The following is a 20,006-nucleotide window of genomic DNA, read 5'->3' as shown; positions in this document are numbered from 1 at the left end:
GAGGAACCCGACATGGTGGAAACGGCCACCGCGTGGTGCGTTTTCGGCATCGGGCTCCGTCACAGCCCATAGCCGTGGTCCTGCGCATCCTCACCAGCTGGGCCACCGGCACCGCCCCGGACCCCGGCCGTCCCGGTCACGGGGCCCCAGGCCGCGGGCAAGGGTGCCGACGAGGCCGTGGGCGGCGACAACGAGCAGACGGTCGTCGGGGAGGAGAGCATCAAGTAGACCCGGTCGTCCACATCAGTGAGGGGTAGCGTCATTGCATCAGCGTGTTGTTCACGAGGGTTCGCGACGGCACCCAGCTCAGAGGCAGCCCGCTCACTCGACATTCCGCGCCCTCTGCCCATGCCAGTGGCATAGCCGGCAGGGCGCGTCGGTACCACGTGGACTCACTGGAGGAGGGCTTCATGAAAACGGTCGACACCGAAGAATTCTGGACGCTCTTGCATAGTCTTCCTGTCCCTGACGATGCCGAATTCCTCTATGGTCCGCAGGAGGACGGCCAGCTGCGGGAGCGCAACCTCCGCCTGTACCTAGAGCTCATGGAGGAAGCCGGGTCCAGCATCCTGCTCGTGGGCGAGGCCCCCGGCTACCGAGGACACTCCGTTACGGGCATCCCGTTCATGAGCGTGCGCGAGCTTGCTGCCCGGCCGGGTCTCATCACCGGCAACGAGGAGGGTGATGGATTCGAACTCCCCGTAGCCCCCGCGGCGCAGTGGGAGTCCTCGTCGGCCACTGTGTGGAAAACCATGGCAGGGTGGCGCGGTCCCTTGCCGATCTTCTGGCCGGTCTACCCGAACCACCCTCATGAGCCGGGGAACCCCGCCACCAACCGCGCTCCACGAGCCGAGGAGATCACGGCCGGGACGCCTGTCGCCCTGGCCTTGGCCGAAGCTTTCGGTGTCACCACCATCGTCGCCGTGGGCCGCAAAGCGCAGACTGCATTGCAACGCAGCGGCGTCGCCGCCGAAACCGTGCGTCATCCAGCCCAGGGCGGCGCACGGGTCTTCGCCAGCCAGCTCGCCGCACTCAATGAGGCCCTGTCCTAGTACTCCAGGCGAAGTCCTGTATTTGTGCTGGTCAACGGGCTGGGTGTGGGGAATGTTGCGAAGGCACGGTGTGCGTGGGACGGTCTTGGGCCTGCCGTCCCACCAACGTGTGGCGCGCCGCATGTAACGGGCCGCACTCGTTCTTCGGGCTCGGGAATTGAGCTGGGTGCGACCGTCGTAGGCCTGGTGCGCGTTGCCCGCCGCCGCTGGAAGCCCGAGAAGTGAGCCCGACCGTGACCGTTGCTGCCGCACGCTCCGTGGTAACGCTGAAGATTGTTCGCCGGGCGTCCGGCTCCGGCCCGTACAGGAGCCCGGTGCAGTTTCCGCAGAGGCGTCGCTGAGCACCACGTCGACATCACCTCGCGGGCACACCATCCGATCGACATGTGCGTGATCACCAGCCGGAGCACCCCGCACGAAGGGCACAGTCCGTGTCCGAGGTGGGGCCGCACCGCTGGTGCGGGATGGCGCGTCGGCCGGTGACGGTGATGGTGGTCAGCGCCAGCCCAGTTCCGGTGCCACGTGCGTGAGGATACTTTCCAGTACGTGGGTGTTGTAGTCGACTCCAAGCTGATTGGGGATGGTCAGCAGGAGGGTGTCGGCGGCTTGGATGGCTTCGTCGTTCCGCAGCAGTTTCACGAGTACGTCCGGTTCTTCGGCGTACGAGCGGCCGAAGATGGAACGGGTGGTGTCGTCGAGCATGCCGACGTAGTCGTGGGAGTCGCGGTCGCGGCCGAAGTAGGCGCGGTCGAGGTCGTTGGTCAGGGCGAAGATGCTGCGACTGACCGACACCCGTGGCTCGCGGGTGTGGCCGGCTTTGCGGTAGGCCTCACGGTATGCCTCGATCTGTTTGCGCTGCTGGACGTGCAGTGGCTCGCCGGTCTCGTCCTCCTTGAGGGTCGAACTCTGCAAGTTCATGCCCAGCTCGGCGGCCCAGACGGCGGTCGCGTTCGATGCGGAGCCCCACCAGATCCGGTCGCGCAGTCCTTCCGAGTACGGTTCGATCCGCAGCAGTCCGGGCGGGTTGGGGAACATCGGCCGCGGGTTGGGCCGGGCGAAACCTTCGCCGGTGAGGACCTGGAGGAACGCCTCGGTGTGGCGGCGGGCCATGTCGGCGTCCGTCTCGCCCGGCGCGGGGCTGTAGCCGAACAGCCGCCAACCGTCGATCACCTGTTCCGGTGAGCCACGGCTGATGCCCAGTTGCAGCCGCCCGGCCGAGATGAGGTCGGCGGCGCCCGCGTCCTCGGCCATGTACAGCGGGTTCTCGTAACGCATGTCGATCACGCCAGTGCCGATCTCGATCTTCGAGGTCCGCGCACCGATCGCGGCCAGCAGCGGAAACGGGCTGGCCGCCTGCCGGGCGAAGTGGTGCACCCTGAAGTACGCGCCGTCCATGCCGATCTCCTCGGCGGCCACGGCGAGGTCGATGGACTGATGCAGGACGTCCGAAGCCGACCGGGCATGGGAGTGCTCGTTGGGCGACCAATGACCGAAGGAGAGAAAACCGATCTTCTTCACCATGTGTCCAGCGGTTGAGGTTTGTGTTTGATTCCCACCCCTGGTCGTGGTCCCGGGTGTACGTCGGGTTCGGGTGCCAGGTTCTTTCGTCCCGTGTCCGTCCCGTGTCCCTCCCGGTCGGCCGGCAAGGAGTCTCGTCCGGTGGGTTGTTGAAGGGAACGGTGACGGCGGCGGGGCCAGGTGGTGACCTACAGTGCTCCTCCCGGTTCCGTGTGCGGGAGCGCGGCGGGGTCGGGGGTGCGGTCTGCGCCGGCACCCCCGCCTGCGTCCGGGGTCAGGGTTTGACGAGTACCTTCAGGCTCTTGCGGTCGGCCATGTCCTTGTAGCCGGCCGGGACGCCGTCGAGGTCGGTGGTGACGTCGAAGACCTTCCCGGGCTCGATGGTGCCCTCCAGGATGTCGGGCATCAGCTCCTCGATGTAGGCCCGGGCGGGTGAGGGTCCGCCGGCCAGGCGGATGTTGTGCCGGAAGAGGCTGCCGAAGCCGATGGGTGCTTCCTCGTACTGGGGGGCGCCGACCCGGCTGATGACACCGCCCGGCCGGACGATGCCGAGGGCCTGCTGGTAGGCGGGCATGGTGCCGACGGCTTCCAGGACCACGTGTGAGCCGTGCCCGCCGGTGAGCTCACGGACCTCCTCGATGCCTGCTTCGCCGCGGGCTGCGACGACGTCGGTCGCGCCGAACTCGCGGCCCAGGTCGGTGCGCACCTGATGGCGGCCCATGAGGATGATCTGTTCAGCGCCCAGCCGCTTGGCGGACAGGACCGCCATCAGGCCGACGGCTCCGTCACCGATCACGGTGACTCGGGTGCGCCCGTCGACACCGCCTGACACGGCGGCGTGGTGACCGGTGGCGAAGGCGTCACAGAGCGTGAGCAGTGAGGGGATGAGGGCCGAGTCCGCGGCGACGGGGAGCTTGACGAGGGTGCCGTCGGCCAAAGGGACGCGGATGGCCTCGGCCTGGCCGCCCTCCTCCGCCTCGCCGTCCCAGAAGTTCGCCTCCGGGTGGGCACACGAGGTGTGCAGGCCCTCGCGGCAGAACTCGCAGGTGTTGTCGGAGATGGTCCAGGGAGAGACGACCAGGTCGCCGCGCTTGACACTGGTCACCTCCGAGCCGGTGTCCTCGACGATGCCGATGAACTCGTGGCCCATCCGTGCGGGACCGTCCTCGGGCTTCATCGAGGCGTACGGCCACAGATCGGTGCCGCAGACACAGGACGCGGTGATCCGGACCAGGGCGTCGGTCGGGAGCTTGATGACGGAGTCGGGGACGTTCTCGACGCGGACGTCACCGGCGCCGTACATGAGGGCTGCGCGCATGAGTCACGCTCCATTCCAGGTGGTACTCGAGGGATGCACTCCGGTTGCTGAAAGCAGGATCCGGCCGGTGGTCTTGCGGCATCGTCCCCCTCACATGACAGGGATGTACTTACGGGACGCTGCGACCACTCCCACCCGCTTGACCGCCCGAGCGGCAGGTCGAAGCGGAGGCCGGGGCGGAGGTCCGGCGCGCGATGTGGACGGGCCGCGGGCCCGGAACCGGGTCGGTACCAGGGCCGAGGAGGGCCGCCGGGGTGTCCCGCACGGCGCTGAGCTCTGCGGGCGCATGCGTCCTCGGGGGCGGGCGGGCGTCGGTGGAGCGTCAGTGCCGGAGGCGGATGTACGAGCGGCGCGGGCTGAGGGCCCGGCTCACCGGTCGACCGTCTCATGCCGGACAGGACCACGCGCGCCCGGTGAGCCTGCCGTGCCCGGCACAGACGTCGGCGTACATGCCGGGCATGACGGGCCCCGGTGTCAGCTGGGCTGGGCGGTCGGCATGATGAAGACCTGCGGCAGATTGACCCGCAGCGGCATGGAGGCGATGAAGCCGACCGTCTGCGCGATGTCCTCCGGCATGAGCCAGTCGATGGTGTCCTTCGACCCCTCCAGCCACTCGCGGGCACCGGTGTCGGTGACGTGGTCCTGCAGTTCCGTGCCCACGATGCCGGGCTCGATCGCGGAGACCCGCACGTTCTTCGGGCCCAGCTCGATGCGTAGGTGCTTCGACAGGTGCGAGACGAACGCCTTGGTGCCGGCGTAGACGGCGAAGGTCGGGTAGAGGTTCTGCGCGGCGCTCGACGAGGTGTTGATCAGGTCGGCCACGCCGCGCTCGCCGGCGGCCCGGACCAGCTGCGGGGTGAACGCGCCGATGACCTTCATCAGCCCGGAGATGTTCAGGTCGATCTGCTGCTGCCACTGGTCGGCGCGCAGTTCCTCGACGGGGCCGGGCAGCATGACGCCGGCGTTGTTGAAGAGCAGGTCGGCGCCGCCCAGCTCCGCTTCCACGCGGTCGGCCGCGGCCTGCACCGCGGCGGCGTCGGTCACGTCGACGGCGATGGCCACGGCGGTGCCGCCGTTCTTGGCGATGCGCGCGACGAGGTCGTCCAGCCGCTCCGCGCGCCGTGCCAGCACGGCGACCTTCGCACCCAGAGACGCCAGGTGCTCGGCCGACGCCTCCCCGATGCCGCTGGACGCGCCGGTGATGACGGCCACCCGGCCGTCCAGGGGCCCGGCCCAGGCCGTGGCAGAGGTCTCGGTGGTCATGGGGTGACACCTTCCGGAAGATGAGCGGGTATGGCAGGGGCCTCGAAGGTCGCCTCGCGGTCCCTCTGCCTTCAAGCACACCACCGCGGGACCGACCCGGACGGCCCGGAGGTGGCCCTGGCGAAACAGGTACTGGCAGGGCCACCCAGCGCGGGGCGAGCAGCATGCGGGCGGTTCAGACTGGGTGTATGGACCGCAGCAGCGAGATCGCCGCCTTCCTGCGCAATCGTCGTGCGCGGGTGAGCCCCGAGTCGGCGGGGCTGCCCGCCGACGGGCGCCCCCGACGCGTGCCCGGCCTGCGCCGCGAGGAGGCCGCCCGCCTCGCGGGCGTGAGCACCGAGTACTACACCCGGCTGGAGCAGGGTCGGGCCGCGCACCCCTCGCCCGAGGTGGTCGAGGCCCTGGCCCGCGCCCTGCGCCTGGACGCCGCCGAGCGCGAACACCTCACCAACCTTCTCGCCCGCCCGGGCGGGCGCCGGGCGCCGGTCAACCCGCAGCGGGTCCGCCAGGGTCTGCACCTGATGCTCCAGACCCTGGAGCAGGTGCCCGCATTCGTCATCGGCCGGCGCACCGACGTCCTTGCCTCGAACCGTCTGGCCCGCGCCGTCCTGACCGACTTCGAGGCGCTGCCCGTCCAGCGGCGCAACCTCGCCCGCTACTACCTGCTCGACCCCGAGGCGCGCGAGCGCACCGGCGACTGGGAGCAGATCGCGGCCGAGACCGTGGCCATGCTGCGCCTGGAGGCCGGCCGCTGCCCGCAGGATCGCCGACTGGCCGACCTGATCGGCGAACTCACCCTGAAATCACCGGAGTTCAGCACCTGGTGGAACGACCACCGCGTGCTGCGCCGCAGCCACGGGACCATGCACTACCGGCACCCACTCGTCGGCGACCTGCACTTCTCCTACGAATCGCTGCAACCGCCCGGCGACGACAACCAGACCCTGTGCGTCTACATCCCCGAGCCAGGTTCCACCACAGCCCAGTCCCTGCGCATCCTCAGCAGCTGGACCACCGGCACCGCCCCAGCCCCCCATCCGGCCGGTCCCGGCGAAGCAGCCGCCCCCTGGGCCTGAGCAGTCCCGGGCACCGGAGGGGCCGGGCCGGCGGAGCCCGGGACCCGCGGCGTACCGGGACGTGCCCGGGCGGCAGTACGGATCGTGACCCCGGCGGTACGGCCGGCTCGCCGCCGACCGCGCCGCCCTCCACCGCGACCTGCTGGGCTCCGGGTCAGGGGCGCCCATCCGGAGCCCCGATCCCGCTGAGCGGAGGCGGCGGCACCGAACGGCGCCCCTCTGCCCGACCGTACGCCCGACAGGGTCAAGGCCGCTCTGCCCGGTGAGGCTGAAGGTCGTCACCATGAGGCATTCCCGAGTCATACAGCGGCACAGTTCTCTGTGTGCATTTTTTGCCCACGTCGAGTGATCCCCGGCCAGGCGTGAACGCGGTCGACTCACTGCCTCGGTCGGTGGACCGGGCGCAGCCTGCGTCGCTGGGCGGTGGGTCCTTCGTGAGGGCTCGGGATTCCAGTCGGGGAGGTGGAACCCCCCGAGGAACGAGGGCCTCCTCCGCGGGCACCAAGTAATGTGACTCCGCGTGATCGAATCCGAGATTGAGATCAGCGAGGATCTGGTCCGCGACCTGCTGCGGGACCAGCATCCGGACTTGGCCGCGCTGCCCATCCGGGAGGTGACGGGCGGCTGGGGCAACCAGATGTGGCGCCTCGGGGACGAGTTGGCGGTGCGGATGCAGCGGATGGACACCAGCCCGGATCTGCAGCTCAAGGAGCGCCGGTGGCTGCCGACCCTGGCCTCGCGCCTGCCGCTGCCGATCCCGGTCCCCGTGCGGGACGGTGCGCCCTCCGAGCGCTTCCCCAAGATCTGGACCGTCATGACCTGGGTTGAAGGCACGCCGCTGGACCACGGCTCGATCACCCGCCGCGATCACGCGGCCGACATGCTGGCGGCCTTCCTCAAGGCACTGCATGTGGAGGCGCCCGCGGAAGCACCGGACGCCTCGGACCGCGGCGGTCACCCCAAGGAGTGCACGGAGGGCTTCGAGCGCTTTCTGTGGGCCGTGGACCTCGGCCACTTCGCCGAGGCCGACATCCGGGCCGTGTGGGACGACGCGGCCGCGGCTCCCGGGTGGGAGGGCCCGCGAGTGTGGGTTCACGGCGACCTGCATCCCGCGAACGTCGTCGTCGCGGAGGGGACACTGGCGGGCGTCGTCGACTTCGGCGACGTCTTCGCCGGCGACCCGGCCTGGGACCTTGCGTCCGCCTGGGTGCTGCTCCCCGCGGGCGGCGCCTCACGGTTCTTCGACAGTTATGCGCGGGCGGACGAGGCGGCGGTCCGACGGGCGCGTGGGCTGGCCGCGATGAAGAGCCTGTTCCTGATGCTGATGGGCCAGAACGGGGACCGCGGCCTGCCGGGCGGCAAGCCGAACTGGGGGCCCGCAGGCCGCTCGGCGCTCGAGCGCGTCCTGAAGGGCCTTTGACGTCGGCATCGCACGACCGACGCAGCACGCCCACGGCCTCTGGTGGGGCCGGGGCCGCTGCGTGAGGTTGTGGGTCAGCGGACGTCTGGGCGGAGCGGGACGGCGTTCCCGAAGGAGACTTCTCCTTGAGTCCGCACGGCGTATTTGCAGGGCCATCCGGTGGACGTCGGCTTCGACGGCGAGGGCAGCGACGGTGAGGCTGCCGTTGGAGCGTGTGGGCTCGCCGGCCATGAGCCGGTCTGTCGCCGCGCCGATGTGTGAGCTCTCGTCCTGCTGCTACTGGGTCATGCGATGGTTCCGGCTCCCACAACGGCCGGGCCATCGGGCCGATCGGCGCGCCCATGTGCCGATGCCGGAACCTCCGGCCTAGAAGTGGCCGCCGACGCCGAAGCTGGTCGGCCAAGTGGTTGCGTGCGGGGTCGACTTCCGGTCACCCGCCGGCGACGGCTTGGCGGGCGGCCATGGGTCCGGGCGCCCCGCCCGCTCCGCGACGGTCCGGAAATGCTCGTGCTCATACCGGTAACGCTTCTCGGCGAGGACGGCGCGTAGCCTCGTGCCGTTCGGGTCTTCGCGGTCGTACCGCTCGAACTGTTCGGTGAGGAAGAGCAACGGCAGTAGCTCCTGGTCGTCGTCTTCGGGCAGGTAACCCGCGTCGACCACGGCCGCGACCGCCTCCGGCTCGAGCTTGATCGCGCGGGCCAGGATGGCCCTTCGCATAGCCCAACGTCTGAGGTCCTCGACCGAGGGCTCGCCCAAGGGACCGAGGTCGCGCAGAGACCGCCGTACGGCTGCGGCCACGTCGTCCGGCAGGTCCGTGTCCAGGGTTGCCAGGATCCGGTCGATGATGACGTCTTCCCTGATCCGCAACCCGTCGATGGAGCACGTCAGTTGCACGACCCGCCCGTTCGGATCGGCCTCGCGATAGGCCGAGAGCTGCCCGGTGAGCAGCAGGAAGATGGGAGTCAAGGCGGGGTCGCCCGGCCGGTAGCCGGCGTCGCGGGCCGCGGCCACCGCCTCGGCGTCACCGAGCATGGCCTGGTCACACACCGCCGTGACACCCTCGCGGGCCGACAGGTGACGCAACGCGCGGCGGCACCGGTCGTGGACCTGTTCCGGCAGCCAGGTGCCGAGATACTCCAACAGCCGTACGGCCAGGGCGTTCTGGTCAAATGCCGGCAGCAGATCGGGCCGGTCCTTCAGGAGCGCGAGCAAGGACAGGTCGATGTCCTCGGGCTGGGCGGGCGGCCGGGGCAGGTTCGGGTTGGCGCAGACGATCTTCAGGAGCGCATTCGGCTCGCCCCCAAGCCACAGGCCGCACCGAGTCTCGTGGCCGGGCGGTGCCGCGCCCATGTAGGTCGGGCCCAGCCGAGCACGCGGCCGGAACTCGGTTTCCAGGGCGTCCAGCAGGCCGGGCTGGTCGGTGACGGACAACAGGTCGGCCAACCGTTGGCGCAAGCTGGGATCGGGGAACCTCAGCGCGGCTTCGACCAGCAGCGGAACCTGCGGATCGCCCATGTACACGCCCTTCGGCGGGTCGGCGGCGGTCTGCGGGAGACAGGCGGTCAGCCGGACCTGCGGCCGGTACGGGGACGTGGGGTCGGCCTCGAGCAGGAACTCCAGCACCGGAACGACTCGCTCCGGCCGCTCGTGGTTGCCGAACCTGAAGTCCGCCGCCGTCAGCAGGAACCACGCCCCACGCCAGACTTCGTCGCGGTGGGCTCCGCCGGCCTCCCACCACCGGTCGATCCGCTCACGGGCCCGGGTGTTGCCCTCGTAGAGTGCAGCAGCCAGCACGTCCTGACCGCGTTCCTTGGCGCGCCACCGACGGAACCTCATCGATCCATGATGCATCGCCTGCACGCCGATTGGCCATGCCGAAGGCTCATTACCGCAGCCTCAACTAGGCAGAGATGGCTCGGCGTTGATGACCAGGACCACTTTCCGGCCCAGGCGCAAGCTTGTGGCCCCTGGGAAACCACTGGCCCGAAGTGGGCACCGGTAGCTATGCGTTCTGGCGCCGTATGAGAATCAACTGAGGTGTCGTCGGCGCATCGCGCTCGCAGCCAAAGCCGGATCGCGGCCACCGTGACAGTGCCGACCTCTCGGTCCCGTCAGTCCCGCAGCCCCCTGGCACCCGCGGTCGGCCCCCCTGCCACGCGCCTGACCGGCACCAGGCGGCACTCGCTGCCGCTCTGACCCGCCCCGCCGACGGCCCACTGCCGGCATCCCGAAGATGCGGTGTTCCTCGCAGCGGCGGTGTTGCTGCTCAACCAGGCGACAGAGTTCTTGAGAGACCGGACGGGGAGCGATCTGCCGCCCGCCACGCTCGTGCCGTCAGGCTGCTACCCCCGCCGCGCGGACATCCGATCCGGTTGGCCGGGCTGTCCGGTTTCAGCCCGGCCACCGGCCCGAAGGCTCTGCGGTGCACCGGTCAGCAGCGAGGTGCTGTCGGCCGGTGAGGATGAGCTGCCGTGGTCGACGAGGTCCTGGCCGCGGCGCTGCCCCAGCCGCCCACCGTGAAAGCCCGGCTCGCACGCCGGCTCCCGGACGCCCCGGCTCGAGGTCCGCCAGTGCTCTCGCCCGTGGCGCTGAGCCGTTCGAATTCGCTGGTCTACAGAGGGGCCGGTACGGGATGCTGCACGCGTGATCGAGCGAGAAGTCGCCGTCCGGACTGTCGAAGAACAGTTGGAGCGCGACTATCAGCAATGGCGGGCTGCGAGTGCGGACGCGAAGCGGATGGCTGTCGTCCACGTCGAGGAGCACGAGCTGGTGTGGATCGTCTCCTGGCAGTCCGAGGAGTTCGTACGCACTCGGAAATGGGAGCACTCGCTGGTCGGCAATGGGCCGTATCTGGTCGACCGCGTCGACGGGGGACTGCACAGCGTCGGCGTCGTCTCCGTGAAAACAGGGCAGTGGGAGGCCGACTACCGGGCTCGGATACGCGGGTTGCCGGCGCGTACCGCAGTAGACGATCTACACGATGAGCTGTGCGGAGTCGCCGCTACACGCGGACGCATGCATGCTGTGCGGACACTGCGGCAGTGGCTGCCCATGCTCTCGCCTGCGGAGGCCATCGAGTACGTGAGGGCGTTGCTGGACGGTGATGACACGACGGATGACTGGAAAGCCGGTCGGGCATGCCGATCGTGCACCCGGTCCCGTTCCTACGATTCGGAGCAGCTCGTCGATGCAGCATGCTGCCAAATCCGTCCGGCCGCGGGCCCTGCCGCCCCGACCCGCCCACCTCTTGTAGGAAACCTCGGCTGATGCCCCGTACGACCCCACCGCGCCCTGTCGACATGGAAGCGATCGTCGCCGAACTGGTCGCGCTGCGCCGCACCGTGACCCGGCTGCACCCACGCCGCGGCACGCCCACGGCCCTGGAAAGCTCCGTCGGCGGCCCGATGCTCTGGCCCGCCGACGAGCCCTGGCCCGTGTGTACCCTCCCCCACAGGCGGGACCGCGGCCACCGCTACGCCGATGTGCTGCGCGAGCGGGAGATCCTGGAACGGGCCTGGCGGCGCGATCCGCGCTCCGGCCCCAACGCCGAGGAGGCCGACGAGCTCTCCCGCTTCAAGCGAGGCCGGCACGCACCCCACCTGGCCGACACCGACCCCATCCCGCTGATCGGCGTGACCCAGCTGTACCGGCGGGACGTGCCCGGTCTGCCCGACAGCGGGGCAGGGGACCTGCTCCAGGTGTTCTGGTGCCCCTTCGAACGGCACGGCGAGAGCCGCCACGAGATGCACGTGGAATTGAGGTGGCGGCACTCGGGGGAGACCGGCACACCGCTGACCGAGCAGCCGGTTCCCGGGGTCGTAGGCCGTCCCGAGCTTGTCCCCTCGCCATGCGTGCTGCACCCCGAAGAGGTCATCGAGCACCCATGGTTCGAAGAGCTCCCCGAGGACGTGCAGGAGCGCATCGAAGCGTGGGAGGGACAGGAAGAGAACGAGAGCGAGGAGCCGGACGAACAGTACGTCTGCAACCTGTCCACGGCCCCCGGTTGGAAGGCCGGCGGCTACATCGCCTGGGCCCTTACCGGACCCGTGCGCCTGGCCTGTCCGGTCTGCGACGCAGCGCTCACCCCGCTGCTCACCATCGACCAGCGCGAATGGGACCCCGGCACCACCAGTTGGATCCCCTACGAGGACCGGCAGGACAGCCGGGTCATGGGCGCCAACGTTCCGACAGGCGTCTCACCGGGCCGGGGTCGGCTGATCATCGCCGTATGTCCCCGGGACCCGCACCACCCGTTCCGCCTCGTCACACAGTGAGCGGACGCCTTCTTCCGGTCGGGGCGACGGTGGGTGGGGTGGTGTTCGCCCGTGTCGGCGTCCAGGCCGGGGAGGACGTCGATGTCGCCGGTGTCGATCACGCGCAGTCCATTCCATCGCCCCGGGAATGCTGGCCGGGCGGGTGCTAGGCCGAACTGGTCGATGGGCCGTTGGACGGACCGCTGTTCGACATCACCGGCTGGACGCAGGACGAGGTGGACATCGGCGCCGCGCTGACCACTGAGCTGGGGCAGGGTTAGGTGCCGGCGGTCGGGCGACGTACGACCCGCGCCTCGGCGGCCGGCTCGCTTTGACTGGACCGGTGGTGGTCCCGGACCACCTGGTCTACCGCAGGTCATCGCCCGCTATACGGCGCTCACGGCTCAGTGCAGCATGCGCCCCGTGTGCCACCCCGATTCCGCGTCCGGCGGCAAGGGGTTCCTCCTCACATTGCCGTCCCGCGCAGCCCGCACGGGCCGCACACGGCCACTGCGCCGCTTACCAAGGCGACCAATGGGCCTTCGCTTCACCGCCGTGCTCATGGTCGGCGAACGTGCCCCCCACGCGCCAGGACTTCAGTGGCAGGCCGTGCAGCAGCTCCGACGCACCGTCGAACGCCGCGTAGACGCCGGATCGGACGTCTTCATCCTCCAATTCATGCAGCGTGGCCAGACACTCGCGCGGATCTCGGCCCGCAGCGACCTGGGCGAACGTCTCTGTAGGTCGCGTCCGCAGAGCCACCCGGTACACCTCGTCCGCGTCCAGCCCGTACCGCTCCGCCCAAGTTCTCCAGACGGTGCGCTGGTTGCTCACCGCGTCGATCAACGTGCCGTCGACGTCGAACAGGACGTACTTCATGCGGCTCGGCCGCGATGGTTCACTGGACACCCGTCGATCATGCCAGGTTGTGTGACAAGTGATTGAGGGACAGCTCTTACTGGCTCTGACAGGAAGTCGTTGATCATGTGACTGTCGGGCTACCTGCTCGTTCGTGCGGGCGTCGGGAAGCTACAGCCGCGACCGTGGATCACCGCGGATGAACTGTGGTCGCTGATCGAACCGTTGTCGCCGGCCGGGCCGAGGCTGGTCACGGGCCGGCCACGGGTGGCGGACTGGCAAGCCCCATTCGGGATCTTGTGCTGCTGACGAAGCTACGGTCGGCGGACAAACTCGACTGGCCCCGATGGCTGATCGACTCATCCCACCAAGCAAGCATCACGTCCTCAGCGGCGCTCGGGGCATCCCGCTCGCGGTGCTCCTGACCGGCGGCAATCGCGACGAACGCCACTCAACTGCTGCCTTTGCTGGACAAGGTTCCCACCGTTGCCGGTCACGTCGGCCGCCCACGCCGACGGCCGGACGCACTGTCGGCCGACCGCGGCTGCGAGCACGACAAGCTCGGCGCGGCCTCCCCCGGGTGCCCAGGACGGGCGGGGGAGAGGATGCGACGCTGGAGTGAGGGGCCCGCGAGTGGAGGTCCGTGTGCGTGTCGTCCGGTCCGGTGCCCTTCGGCCTGGCAACCATGTCCCGGTGCGGCTCATGGGACGCGATGCGGAATCGTGCGGTCAGCCCGTGAGCCCGTCGGCCGGGGCCCCACTCACCGAGCGTCGCCAGGCGGCCCACCGCGCGGATCCGGCCCGCCGGGACCAGGACCGCGCGACCGATCCGGAAGGCAGGTGCGTCCCATGCGCACGTCGACCCGTATCGCCGGTGCCCTCACCGGCCTGACCCTCACCCTCGGCGGTGCGGTCCTCGCCGCTCCCGCGGTCCGGGCGGACATCCCCGCCTGCACACAGATGGCCGAACTGGCCGGTGCCACCGCTTCCGACTCCGTCACAGCGGCCTGCAGCCGTGGCGTGGTCGGAGACCTGCAGAGTTGTGTGACCGGGCTGACCGAGGCCGGAGTGGCAGGCGGCGCCGCGACCGCTGCCTGCCGGGCGGCGGCCCACGAACCGCGTTAGCGGACCGCGCGCCGCAACCGTCCGCCGGCATCGGTCGAAGGCAGTACGGACCGCCCCCGACCCCCGGCCTGCCCGGACACAACACGGCCCCGGTGGGCAGTCCCGACGCCAACGACATCGACGTCGCCCTGCTCCCAGCGACGCGCACGCGGCGTACCGATGCGGCCACTCGAGGTCGGTGACGTCATGCCTCTTCGGGGCCGGGCAGTCACTGCCCGGGCGCGGCGCCCAACCTCGCCTCGCGGGCCTCATGCGGAGCGCCCATGCTGAGTAAGAGGGCGCCGTCGTCTTGAGACTTGTCCTTCCCGCAGGCCGAACGAAGGCGCCTGAGAGGAGGAGGAAGTCATGCGCATCCGCAGAATCCTGGGCTTGGTCCTGGCCGCGGCGACCCTTGCCGGCGTGAGCACCGTCGGCGCTGTCAGCGCCGGTGCCGCCTCGTCTCCGAACATCTCCAGAGACGACTGCACGGCCGCCGGCGGACAGATCATTTCACGCCCCTACGCCGGTGAGGCCTGCGCGCTGCCTGACGGGACCACGCAAGCGATCACTTGACCGGTCGGCGCGCGGCTGGGCAACCAGTCCGGCCGGTGCACCCGGGGTGGTGGGTATGGGGTGACGGCACCCGGTCACCATTGGGCGGGTCGCCTCCGCCCGTCCCGACACCGCGGCACTCGCGGTGGTGGACACCGACCGTCTCGAAGCCAAGGCCGTCACCGCTACGCGACGGTCCGCGCCGTGCTGAACACCGCGCTTGCCGCCTGTGACCGACGAGGTCGTTCACATTTCCTAGTGGCTCGTCTCGCATCGTTGACCGAGTAACCGACGTGCCGCCCGGCGGCCAGCAGACTATCTCGCCGAGCCGAACAAGCTCCGCTACCGGCTGCTGCATGCAGCCGCTCGCATCACCCGGGGCGGTCGCCGCTTCCATCTGCGCATCTCCGCAACCTGGCCCTGGCGAAACGACCTGACCAGCGCGTTCGTAGGCCTCACAGCCCTGCCCCGGCCAGCCACCTGAAGCATGCAGCGCCCCTGCCCGCCCACCACCCGAGGAACCCTGGAGCACCCGACCCGCGCGTCGGGCCACGGCCATGCCCGCCGACGAAAAGCAGCCGAACCACCACTGCACACCAGCTCAGACCGGCTCAGCCACTCGAAGCGAAACAGGGAGGTTAGGCGGATTCTTCGCCCGGCACCTTAACGAGTTGCACACCACGCAGGCTGAGCAGCACCAACCCAGCGCACCCGCAGACGAGCGCGATGTCGGCGACGTTACCCACGAACGGGCCGTAGTCGATGAAGTCCACAACATGCCCGCGGCCCAGGCCGGGCTCGCGGAGGAGTCGGTCGCCCAGGTGGGATACCGCACCGCCGAGCAGCGCGCCCAGCACGAGCGCCCAGCTCGCCGAGGCCAGTCGGCGTGCGGTGTAGAGAATGCCGGCCACTGCCGCTGCCGTTGCCAGGGTGAACACCCATGTCGCCTCGATGCCTATGGAAAACGCGGCGCCAGGGTTGTACAGCAGCCGGAAGTAGATCAAAGGCGGGATCACGGCGACGCGCTCGCCGTCGGACAGCGCGGAGACCGCCCACAGCTTGGTGAGCTGGTCCGCGAGCAGGACTACCGCCGCCAGTATGAGCATCACGCCGTACAGTCGGCTTGAACCCCGCGCCAACCGCATCATCATGGCCTCCGTGCGTAGCGATATCCGAACCAAGATTCCCCGAGACTATCGGCCCCTTCGCCATGGCAGGGTGCACGTTGCCGCCGTGGGGCAATCGACTGAGCTCGTGGCTTGTCACGCAGCCTTGGCCGGGTATTCGGTCCACTGACGGATCGATGACTCGGGCGCGAAGCGGGTCTTCGGCTCGGCCCGGCTGTTCCGCCAGCGGATGTAGGCGGCGATGGCGGCGTTCTGCTCGTCGTGGGTGCGATGATCGGTGCCGTTCAGCGCGAAGTAGCGCAGGGCTGCGAACTCGGATTCGATCCAGTTCAGCCAGGATCCGTAGGTCGGCAGGAAGACCAGCTCGACGTCGTTGTCGGCGGCCCAGGCGCGTACCTCGGCGTGCCGGTGTGGGGAGAAGTTGTCGAGCACGATGTAGAGCTTCTCCCCAGGCCAGCGCTCCGCAGGGCCTTGAGCAGGCCGAGGAACTCGCGCCACCGTTTGCGCTCGCGGATCCGGTAGTAGATCTTGCCCGTGGCCAGGTCGAGGGCGGCGAGCATGTGCATCACCCCGCCGTAACGGTTGTAGGTCGCCCGCAGGCGGTGGGGCCTGCCGGCCGGGCGCCAGGCCTTGCCTTTGCGTGGCTGGAGGTTCAGCGGGCCGAACTCATCGACGCATATCACCCGGCAGTCGGTGGGCGGGGTGTCGTATAAGGCCAGGATCCGGTGCATCTTGGCGATGAAGTCCGGGTCGGTGGAAGCTTTCCAGGTGGTCGTGGTCTGCCAGGAGACCTTGCCCTCGCGCAGGATCCGCCGGAGTGTTTCACGGCTGATGCGGGGGACCACGTGCCGTTCGGTCAGGTGGTCGGCGAGCTTGGCCAGGCTCCAGGTGGCGAAGCCGGTGATGCCCCAGTCGGCGGGGGACGTCCGGGCGATCAGACGGATGTGCTCACGCACCCGCTCACTGATCCCCTTCGGGCGTCACCCGCTCCATTTTGGGTCCAGGGCGTCGAACCCCCGCTCGTTGAACGCGTCAATCACGTCACGGACGTAGTCTTCGCTGACCTGCATCAGCGAGGTGATGTCCTTGACCGTCTGGCCCTGGGCGGACATCAGCACCACGATCGCCCGCCGCAGCCGCACCGGATCCTTCGACGTCCGGCTGACCCGTTGCAGCCTGCGGCCCTCCTCCATGCTGACCGGCGGGACGAACACACTCGGTCGACGCCCCACGACCACCTCCAAGATCGATCACTGGAGACAGCGTGCTGTCCGCCGGACAGCACGTCGATTATTCGGTCAACGATGCGAGACGAGCCACTAGCTGTATTGATTTAGCTGTATCCATTTTCGGATTTCCCAGCTGATTTGATCACGAGCGTTGTTGACACTCGGCAGGTCTCGAACAGGCTCACAGTAACGAGCGTTCCGCCTGCCTCGAGCCCGGATGTGCCGACGGTGACGGAGTCGTCCTTCTGACGCGGGCGACGACCGCGCCGTCACGGCAAGTCCAAGGAGCCGACCGGCACGGTGCCCCCGCCGGTCGGCTCCGCCGTGCTCCTCGACGGCCCCGGGGATGACTCCGTCGTTCGGCCCATCAAGGGCACCTGCCGCAACGCCGAAAAGGACCAAGCGGAGTCACCCCACCCTCGTGTTCCGGTACGCCTCCGTGCCCCAGGCCGCCCTGATGACGGCGGTCCCGTACCCCGGCCGACTGGCCCGGAGGAGGTCCCGGATGCGCGTCTTCCTGCCCCTGACCGCCGTCACCACCGCCGCGCTCCTACTCGTCACGGTCACCGGCGCGACTCCCGCCGCAGCAGACCGGAACCCCGACGGCACCCCACTGGTCAAGGTGTCCCACGGCGACCCGTACGCGAAGTGCACCATCGGAGCGAGGTCCCCCGACAGCGTCGTCTACCCGGGCACCGAGGTCGAGCCGTATCTGTCCGTCGATCCGCGCGACCCCAAGCGTGTGGTCACCGTGTTCCAGCAGGACCGCTGGAACGACGGCGGCGCCCGTGGCCTGGCGGCCGGCTGGACCACGGACGGCCACACCTTCCGCCGGAGCACGCTGCCGTTCAGCCTGTGCGCCCCCGGTGGCGCGGACTACGAACGGGCCTCCGACCCCTGGGTGAGCACCGGACCGGACGGCACGGTCTACGCCGGGGGAGAGGGCGTCGACTTCACGAAGAGCACACGCAGTGCCCTCCTGGCAGTCACGTCCCGCGATGGTGGCCGCACTTGGCAGAACCTCACCACCACGCACGTCGACGAGCAGCCGTTCTTCAACGACAAGCCCTCACTCACCGCCGACCCGATCCGCAGGGGCACCGCCTACCAGGTCTGGAACCGCCTCGACAACGACCCACCCGGCCCCAGCTCCCTCGACGGTCCCGGCTACATCTCCCTCACCCGCGACGGCGGCCGCACCTGGAGCAAGGCCCGGCGGTTCGTCGACACCAGCACCGTGCCCAACACCCAGACCATCGGTCATCTGATCGTCGCCGACCGGCGCACCGGCACCCTGTACGACTTCTTCGACCGGATCACCTACTCCGACGACCTGAGCACCGTCGTCGAAGCCCGCTACGAGGTGGTCACCTCGACCGACGCCGGAAAGACCTGGAGCGCCCCGGTCACCGTGGCCCGGGACACTGCCGTACCGGAGGTCGACCCGAACGACCCCACCAAACTGCTGCGCGCCGCGGCCACCCTGCCGAGCCCGGCCGTCGACCCCAGGACAGGCACGCTGTACATGGCCTACGAGGGCTCGGACTTCTCCGGTGGAAAGTTCGACTCCGTCCAGCTGGTGCGGTCCACCGATGGCGGACGCACCTGGGGGTCCCCGGAGCTGATCAGCCCCAAGGGGGTTCCGGCCTTCTCACCGTCGATCGCGGTAGCCGAGCGCGGCACGGTCGCGCTCACGTACTACGACCTGCGCTTCCTCAAGCCCGGGAACACCACCACCCTGCCCACCGCCTACCAACTGGCCACGCTGCGGCACGGAAACCCGAAGCTCCGGACCGAACGACGGATCTCGCGCGTCTTCGACTGGCTGCAAGCGCCGTTCGCCGGGGGCCACTTCCTCGGCGACTACCAAGGCCTGGTGGCGGACGGCAAGGGAGTACGGGCGGTGCTCACCGAGACCCACTCCGGCGCACCGCAGAACCGTACGGACGTGTACACCAGCAGTCTCCGCACCGGCTGACCGACGCGTTCACCGTCGGCCGACCCGACCGCCCACGTTGAGGTGTGCGCACAGGTGGTCGGGGCGGGACGGCTGACCGGCGCGGCGGTCGGGGAAGAGCCGGCGGGATGCCGGGTTGGGTGGCGGTGTTCATGTGGTCCCGGCCGGCGATGTGCTCCAGCAGCAGGGCGGCGACCGGCGCGGTGCCGGGTCAGGCTGGCTCCCCGAGCCGTAGCTGCATGGTCCGCCGTCTTGGATCACGTCCTCGACGGTGAGCCTGACTATGCGCCTCATGAGACGGTTGCACGGATCACCACTGGTAGAGGTACTGCTGCCAGGTGGTGTGGTTCCCGGTCCCGTAGTACGTCCATGTGTCGGTGTCGAGCAGCAGCACGTGGCCACCCCAGTACACCGATTCGTCGAGCTGGAAGACGGACCACCATCCGGTGTTGCGCATCGGGGTGCGGCTCGTGCGCACGGCTCGGTTCTGGAACCAGGCCCACATGTCCCGCGCCCGGATCGGCCGACGGGCGGGGGTGTAGCACCGAGCGTGGATGTACGGGTTGGCCATGGCGAGTTCCGTGTAACCCGCGCGGATGAAGGCGTCGGAGAGGAAATGGGCGCAGTTGTTGGCGAACATGTCGCCGCCCAGGCAACTGGCCGTCCAACAGCTCCCCACGGAAGACAGGGACGGAAGGACCCTGGGCACCGTCACCTGGGCCGTGTCTCCGCCGGCGTAACGCGGGGCGCCCGCCGGCTCCTCGGTCGGCGGAGGGGCGATGTGCTCCATCTGCTCGGCGGTCACCGCCCCGCTCGCGGGGATCGGGTCCCCCGCCAGTCGCGGGGAAGCCGGCGGCGCGATGTTCTCCATGGCGACCGTGAACGAGTCCTGGGACTCACCGGCGCGTATCCGGCTCAGGCGGAAGGCGGTGGCTCCCGCCCGCACCCACACCCTGACCCGGTCCTCGCCGAGTTGCTCACGTTCCATGATGTCGGACTTGGCGAACGAGTAGACGCATTCGTCGGACGACGCCACCATGATGTTCCCCGGGATGTTGCCGTCCTCCCGGCTGTAGCCCTCGAAGGGGACGGTCGTATTACGCCGCGCGGCGCGTTCCATCAGCGAAGTGAGATCGCTTTGTTGCGCCTTCATAATGTTCTCGGCCATATTGATTTCCTTCTCAACAATGCACTGCCGTAATGACGTCACCGTTTTTCTTCCCCCTTTTCAGCCTGCGCCTGCACGCCGATTTGCGCCACCCATGGCGTTGTGCTTGAGC

The 20,006-nt window shown here is 69.4% G+C and carries 17 protein-coding genes and 2 pseudogenes; 9 read left to right on the top strand and 10 right to left on the bottom strand.

Translation table 11 applies throughout. The features are described from left to right. Positions 1 to 410: 410 nt before the first annotated feature. Positions 411 to 1,052, top strand: coding sequence for a uracil-DNA glycosylase (locus OO52_RS26115; RefSeq protein ID WP_030647106.1), 642 nt, complete (start codon positions 411 to 413; stop codon positions 1,050 to 1,052). Positions 1,053 to 1,547: 495 nt separating this feature from the next. Here OO52_RS26115 and OO52_RS26110 read toward each other — a convergent pair whose 3' ends face one another. The 3 genes from OO52_RS26110 to OO52_RS26100 form a co-directional block, all read right to left on the bottom strand. Then, positions 1,548 to 2,570: an LLM class flavin-dependent oxidoreductase gene (locus OO52_RS26110; protein WP_030647108.1), complete on the bottom strand. Its 1,023-nt coding sequence runs from the start codon at positions 2,568 to 2,570 to the stop codon at positions 1,548 to 1,550. A gap of 274 nt (positions 2,571 to 2,844) precedes the next feature. Then, entirely contained in the window at positions 2,845 to 3,888 is a 1,044-nt protein-coding gene (locus OO52_RS26105; protein ID WP_030647112.1) for a zinc-binding dehydrogenase, read from the bottom strand. A 474-nt stretch (positions 3,889 to 4,362) separates the two neighbouring features. Next, positions 4,363 to 5,151, bottom strand: coding sequence for an SDR family oxidoreductase (locus OO52_RS26100; protein ID WP_030647116.1), 789 nt, complete (start codon positions 5,149 to 5,151; stop codon positions 4,363 to 4,365). Between the two features lie 188 nt (positions 5,152 to 5,339). On the opposite strand from OO52_RS26100, the gene OO52_RS26095 reads away from it, so the two are divergent. Beyond that, the gene (locus tag OO52_RS26095; protein ID WP_037629505.1) at positions 5,340 to 6,227 is read left to right on the top strand and encodes a helix-turn-helix transcriptional regulator; all 888 of its coding nucleotides are present in this window, start codon (positions 5,340 to 5,342) and stop codon (positions 6,225 to 6,227) included. 520 nt (positions 6,228 to 6,747) lie between these two features. Continuing rightward, entirely contained in the window at positions 6,748 to 7,647 is a 900-nt protein-coding gene (locus OO52_RS26090; RefSeq protein WP_030647122.1) for an aminoglycoside phosphotransferase family protein, read from the top strand. A 366-nt stretch (positions 7,648 to 8,013) separates the two neighbouring features. Here the strand turns inward: OO52_RS26090 and OO52_RS26085 are convergent, their stop codons facing one another. Further along, a complete protein-coding gene (locus OO52_RS26085; protein ID WP_158712565.1) occupies positions 8,014 to 9,483 on the bottom strand; it encodes a hypothetical protein in 1,470 nt (489 codons plus the stop codon). A gap of 807 nt (positions 9,484 to 10,290) precedes the next feature. On the opposite strand from OO52_RS26085, the gene OO52_RS26080 reads away from it, so the two are divergent. Together OO52_RS26080 and OO52_RS26075 are read left to right on the top strand one after the other, a co-directional pair. After that, positions 10,291 to 10,914, top strand: a complete 624-nt coding sequence (locus OO52_RS26080) for a YrhB domain-containing protein (protein WP_078876981.1) — start codon at positions 10,291 to 10,293, stop codon at positions 10,912 to 10,914. Then, positions 10,914 to 11,921: a hypothetical protein gene (locus OO52_RS26075; RefSeq protein WP_030647129.1), complete on the top strand. Its 1,008-nt coding sequence runs from the start codon at positions 10,914 to 10,916 to the stop codon at positions 11,919 to 11,921. Before OO52_RS26080 ends, OO52_RS26075 begins: the two co-directional genes overlap by 1 nt. A gap of 546 nt (positions 11,922 to 12,467) precedes the next feature. Here the strand turns inward: OO52_RS26075 and OO52_RS26065 are convergent. Next, positions 12,468 to 12,809 (bottom strand): annotated as a pseudogene (locus tag OO52_RS26065) (phosphatase); the annotation flags it as partial. Between the two features lie 797 nt (positions 12,810 to 13,606). Between OO52_RS26065 and OO52_RS26060 the strand changes: the two are divergent. The 3 genes and pseudogenes from OO52_RS26060 to OO52_RS49945 all read left to right on the top strand — a co-directional run. Beyond that, complete coding sequence (locus OO52_RS26060; protein ID WP_030647135.1) at positions 13,607 to 13,882, top strand: hypothetical protein; 276 nt, start codon at positions 13,607 to 13,609, stop codon at positions 13,880 to 13,882. 345 nt (positions 13,883 to 14,227) lie between these two features. After that, the gene (locus OO52_RS26055; protein WP_030647138.1) at positions 14,228 to 14,434 is read left to right on the top strand and encodes a hypothetical protein; all 207 of its coding nucleotides are present in this window, start codon (positions 14,228 to 14,230) and stop codon (positions 14,432 to 14,434) included. 301 nt (positions 14,435 to 14,735) lie between these two features. Next, positions 14,736 to 14,897: pseudogene (locus OO52_RS49945) on the top strand (IS1380 family transposase); the annotation flags it as partial. A 154-nt stretch (positions 14,898 to 15,051) separates the two neighbouring features. On the opposite strand, the gene OO52_RS26050 reads toward OO52_RS49945, so the two are convergent. The 4 genes from OO52_RS26050 to OO52_RS52175 form a co-directional block, all read right to left on the bottom strand. After that, positions 15,052 to 15,519, bottom strand: a complete 468-nt coding sequence (locus tag OO52_RS26050; protein ID WP_234337799.1) for a signal peptidase II — start codon at positions 15,517 to 15,519, stop codon at positions 15,052 to 15,054. 156 nt (positions 15,520 to 15,675) lie between these two features. Beyond that, entirely contained in the window at positions 15,676 to 15,972 is a 297-nt protein-coding gene (locus tag OO52_RS53040) for a transposase (protein ID WP_234337798.1), read from the bottom strand. After that, positions 15,870 to 16,496: a hypothetical protein gene (locus OO52_RS53035; RefSeq protein ID WP_234337797.1), complete on the bottom strand. Its 627-nt coding sequence runs from the start codon at positions 16,494 to 16,496 to the stop codon at positions 15,870 to 15,872. The genes OO52_RS53040 and OO52_RS53035 overlap by 103 nt, the downstream gene beginning before the upstream one ends. Before the next feature lie 24 nt (positions 16,497 to 16,520). Next, a complete protein-coding gene (locus OO52_RS52175; protein ID WP_199819965.1) occupies positions 16,521 to 16,772 on the bottom strand; it encodes a helix-turn-helix domain-containing protein in 252 nt (83 codons plus the stop codon). A 502-nt stretch (positions 16,773 to 17,274) separates the two neighbouring features. Between OO52_RS52175 and OO52_RS26040 the strand changes: the two genes are divergently transcribed. Then, the gene (locus OO52_RS26040) at positions 17,275 to 18,747 is read left to right on the top strand and encodes a sialidase family protein (protein WP_030647143.1); all 1,473 of its coding nucleotides are present in this window, start codon (positions 17,275 to 17,277) and stop codon (positions 18,745 to 18,747) included. Positions 18,748 to 19,036: 289 nt separating this feature from the next. Here OO52_RS26040 and OO52_RS26035 read toward each other — a convergent pair whose 3' ends face one another. Beyond that, a complete protein-coding gene (locus tag OO52_RS26035; RefSeq protein WP_030647145.1) occupies positions 19,037 to 19,894 on the bottom strand; it encodes a hypothetical protein in 858 nt (285 codons plus the stop codon). Between the last annotated feature and the right edge of the window lie 112 nt (positions 19,895 to 20,006).

Source organism: Streptomyces flaveolus (assembly GCF_000716535.1).
GTDB classification, from domain to species: domain Bacteria; phylum Actinomycetota; class Actinomycetes; order Streptomycetales; family Streptomycetaceae; genus Streptomyces; species Streptomyces flaveolus_A.
The sequence above is the reverse complement of the archived record's forward strand: the minus strand, read 5'-3'. Positions and strand labels throughout refer to the sequence as shown.

Coding starts and splice junctions, on each gene's coding strand:
- OO52_RS26085 (WP_158712565.1), bottom strand. CDS start 9,483: ATGAGGTTCCGTCGGTGGCGCGCCAAGGAACGCGGTCAGGACGTGCTG.
- OO52_RS26095 (WP_037629505.1), top strand. CDS start 5,340: ATGGACCGCAGCAGCGAGATCGCCGCCTTCCTGCGCAATCGTCGTGCG.
- OO52_RS26055 (WP_030647138.1), top strand. CDS start 14,228: ATGCGCATCCGCAGAATCCTGGGCTTGGTCCTGGCCGCGGCGACCCTT.
- OO52_RS26035 (WP_030647145.1), bottom strand. CDS start 19,894: ATGGCCGAGAACATTATGAAGGCGCAACAAAGCGATCTCACTTCGCTG.
- OO52_RS26115 (WP_030647106.1), top strand. CDS start 411: ATGAAAACGGTCGACACCGAAGAATTCTGGACGCTCTTGCATAGTCTT.
- OO52_RS26075 (WP_030647129.1), top strand. CDS start 10,914: ATGCCCCGTACGACCCCACCGCGCCCTGTCGACATGGAAGCGATCGTC.
- OO52_RS26040 (WP_030647143.1), top strand. CDS start 17,275: ATGCGCGTCTTCCTGCCCCTGACCGCCGTCACCACCGCCGCGCTCCTA.
- OO52_RS26100 (WP_030647116.1), bottom strand. CDS start 5,151: ATGACCACCGAGACCTCTGCCACGGCCTGGGCCGGGCCCCTGGACGGC.
- OO52_RS26105 (WP_030647112.1), bottom strand. CDS start 3,888: ATGCGCGCAGCCCTCATGTACGGCGCCGGTGACGTCCGCGTCGAGAAC.
- OO52_RS26050 (WP_234337799.1), bottom strand. CDS start 15,519: ATGCTCATACTGGCGGCGGTAGTCCTGCTCGCGGACCAGCTCACCAAG.
- OO52_RS26060 (WP_030647135.1), top strand. CDS start 13,607: ATGCGCACGTCGACCCGTATCGCCGGTGCCCTCACCGGCCTGACCCTC.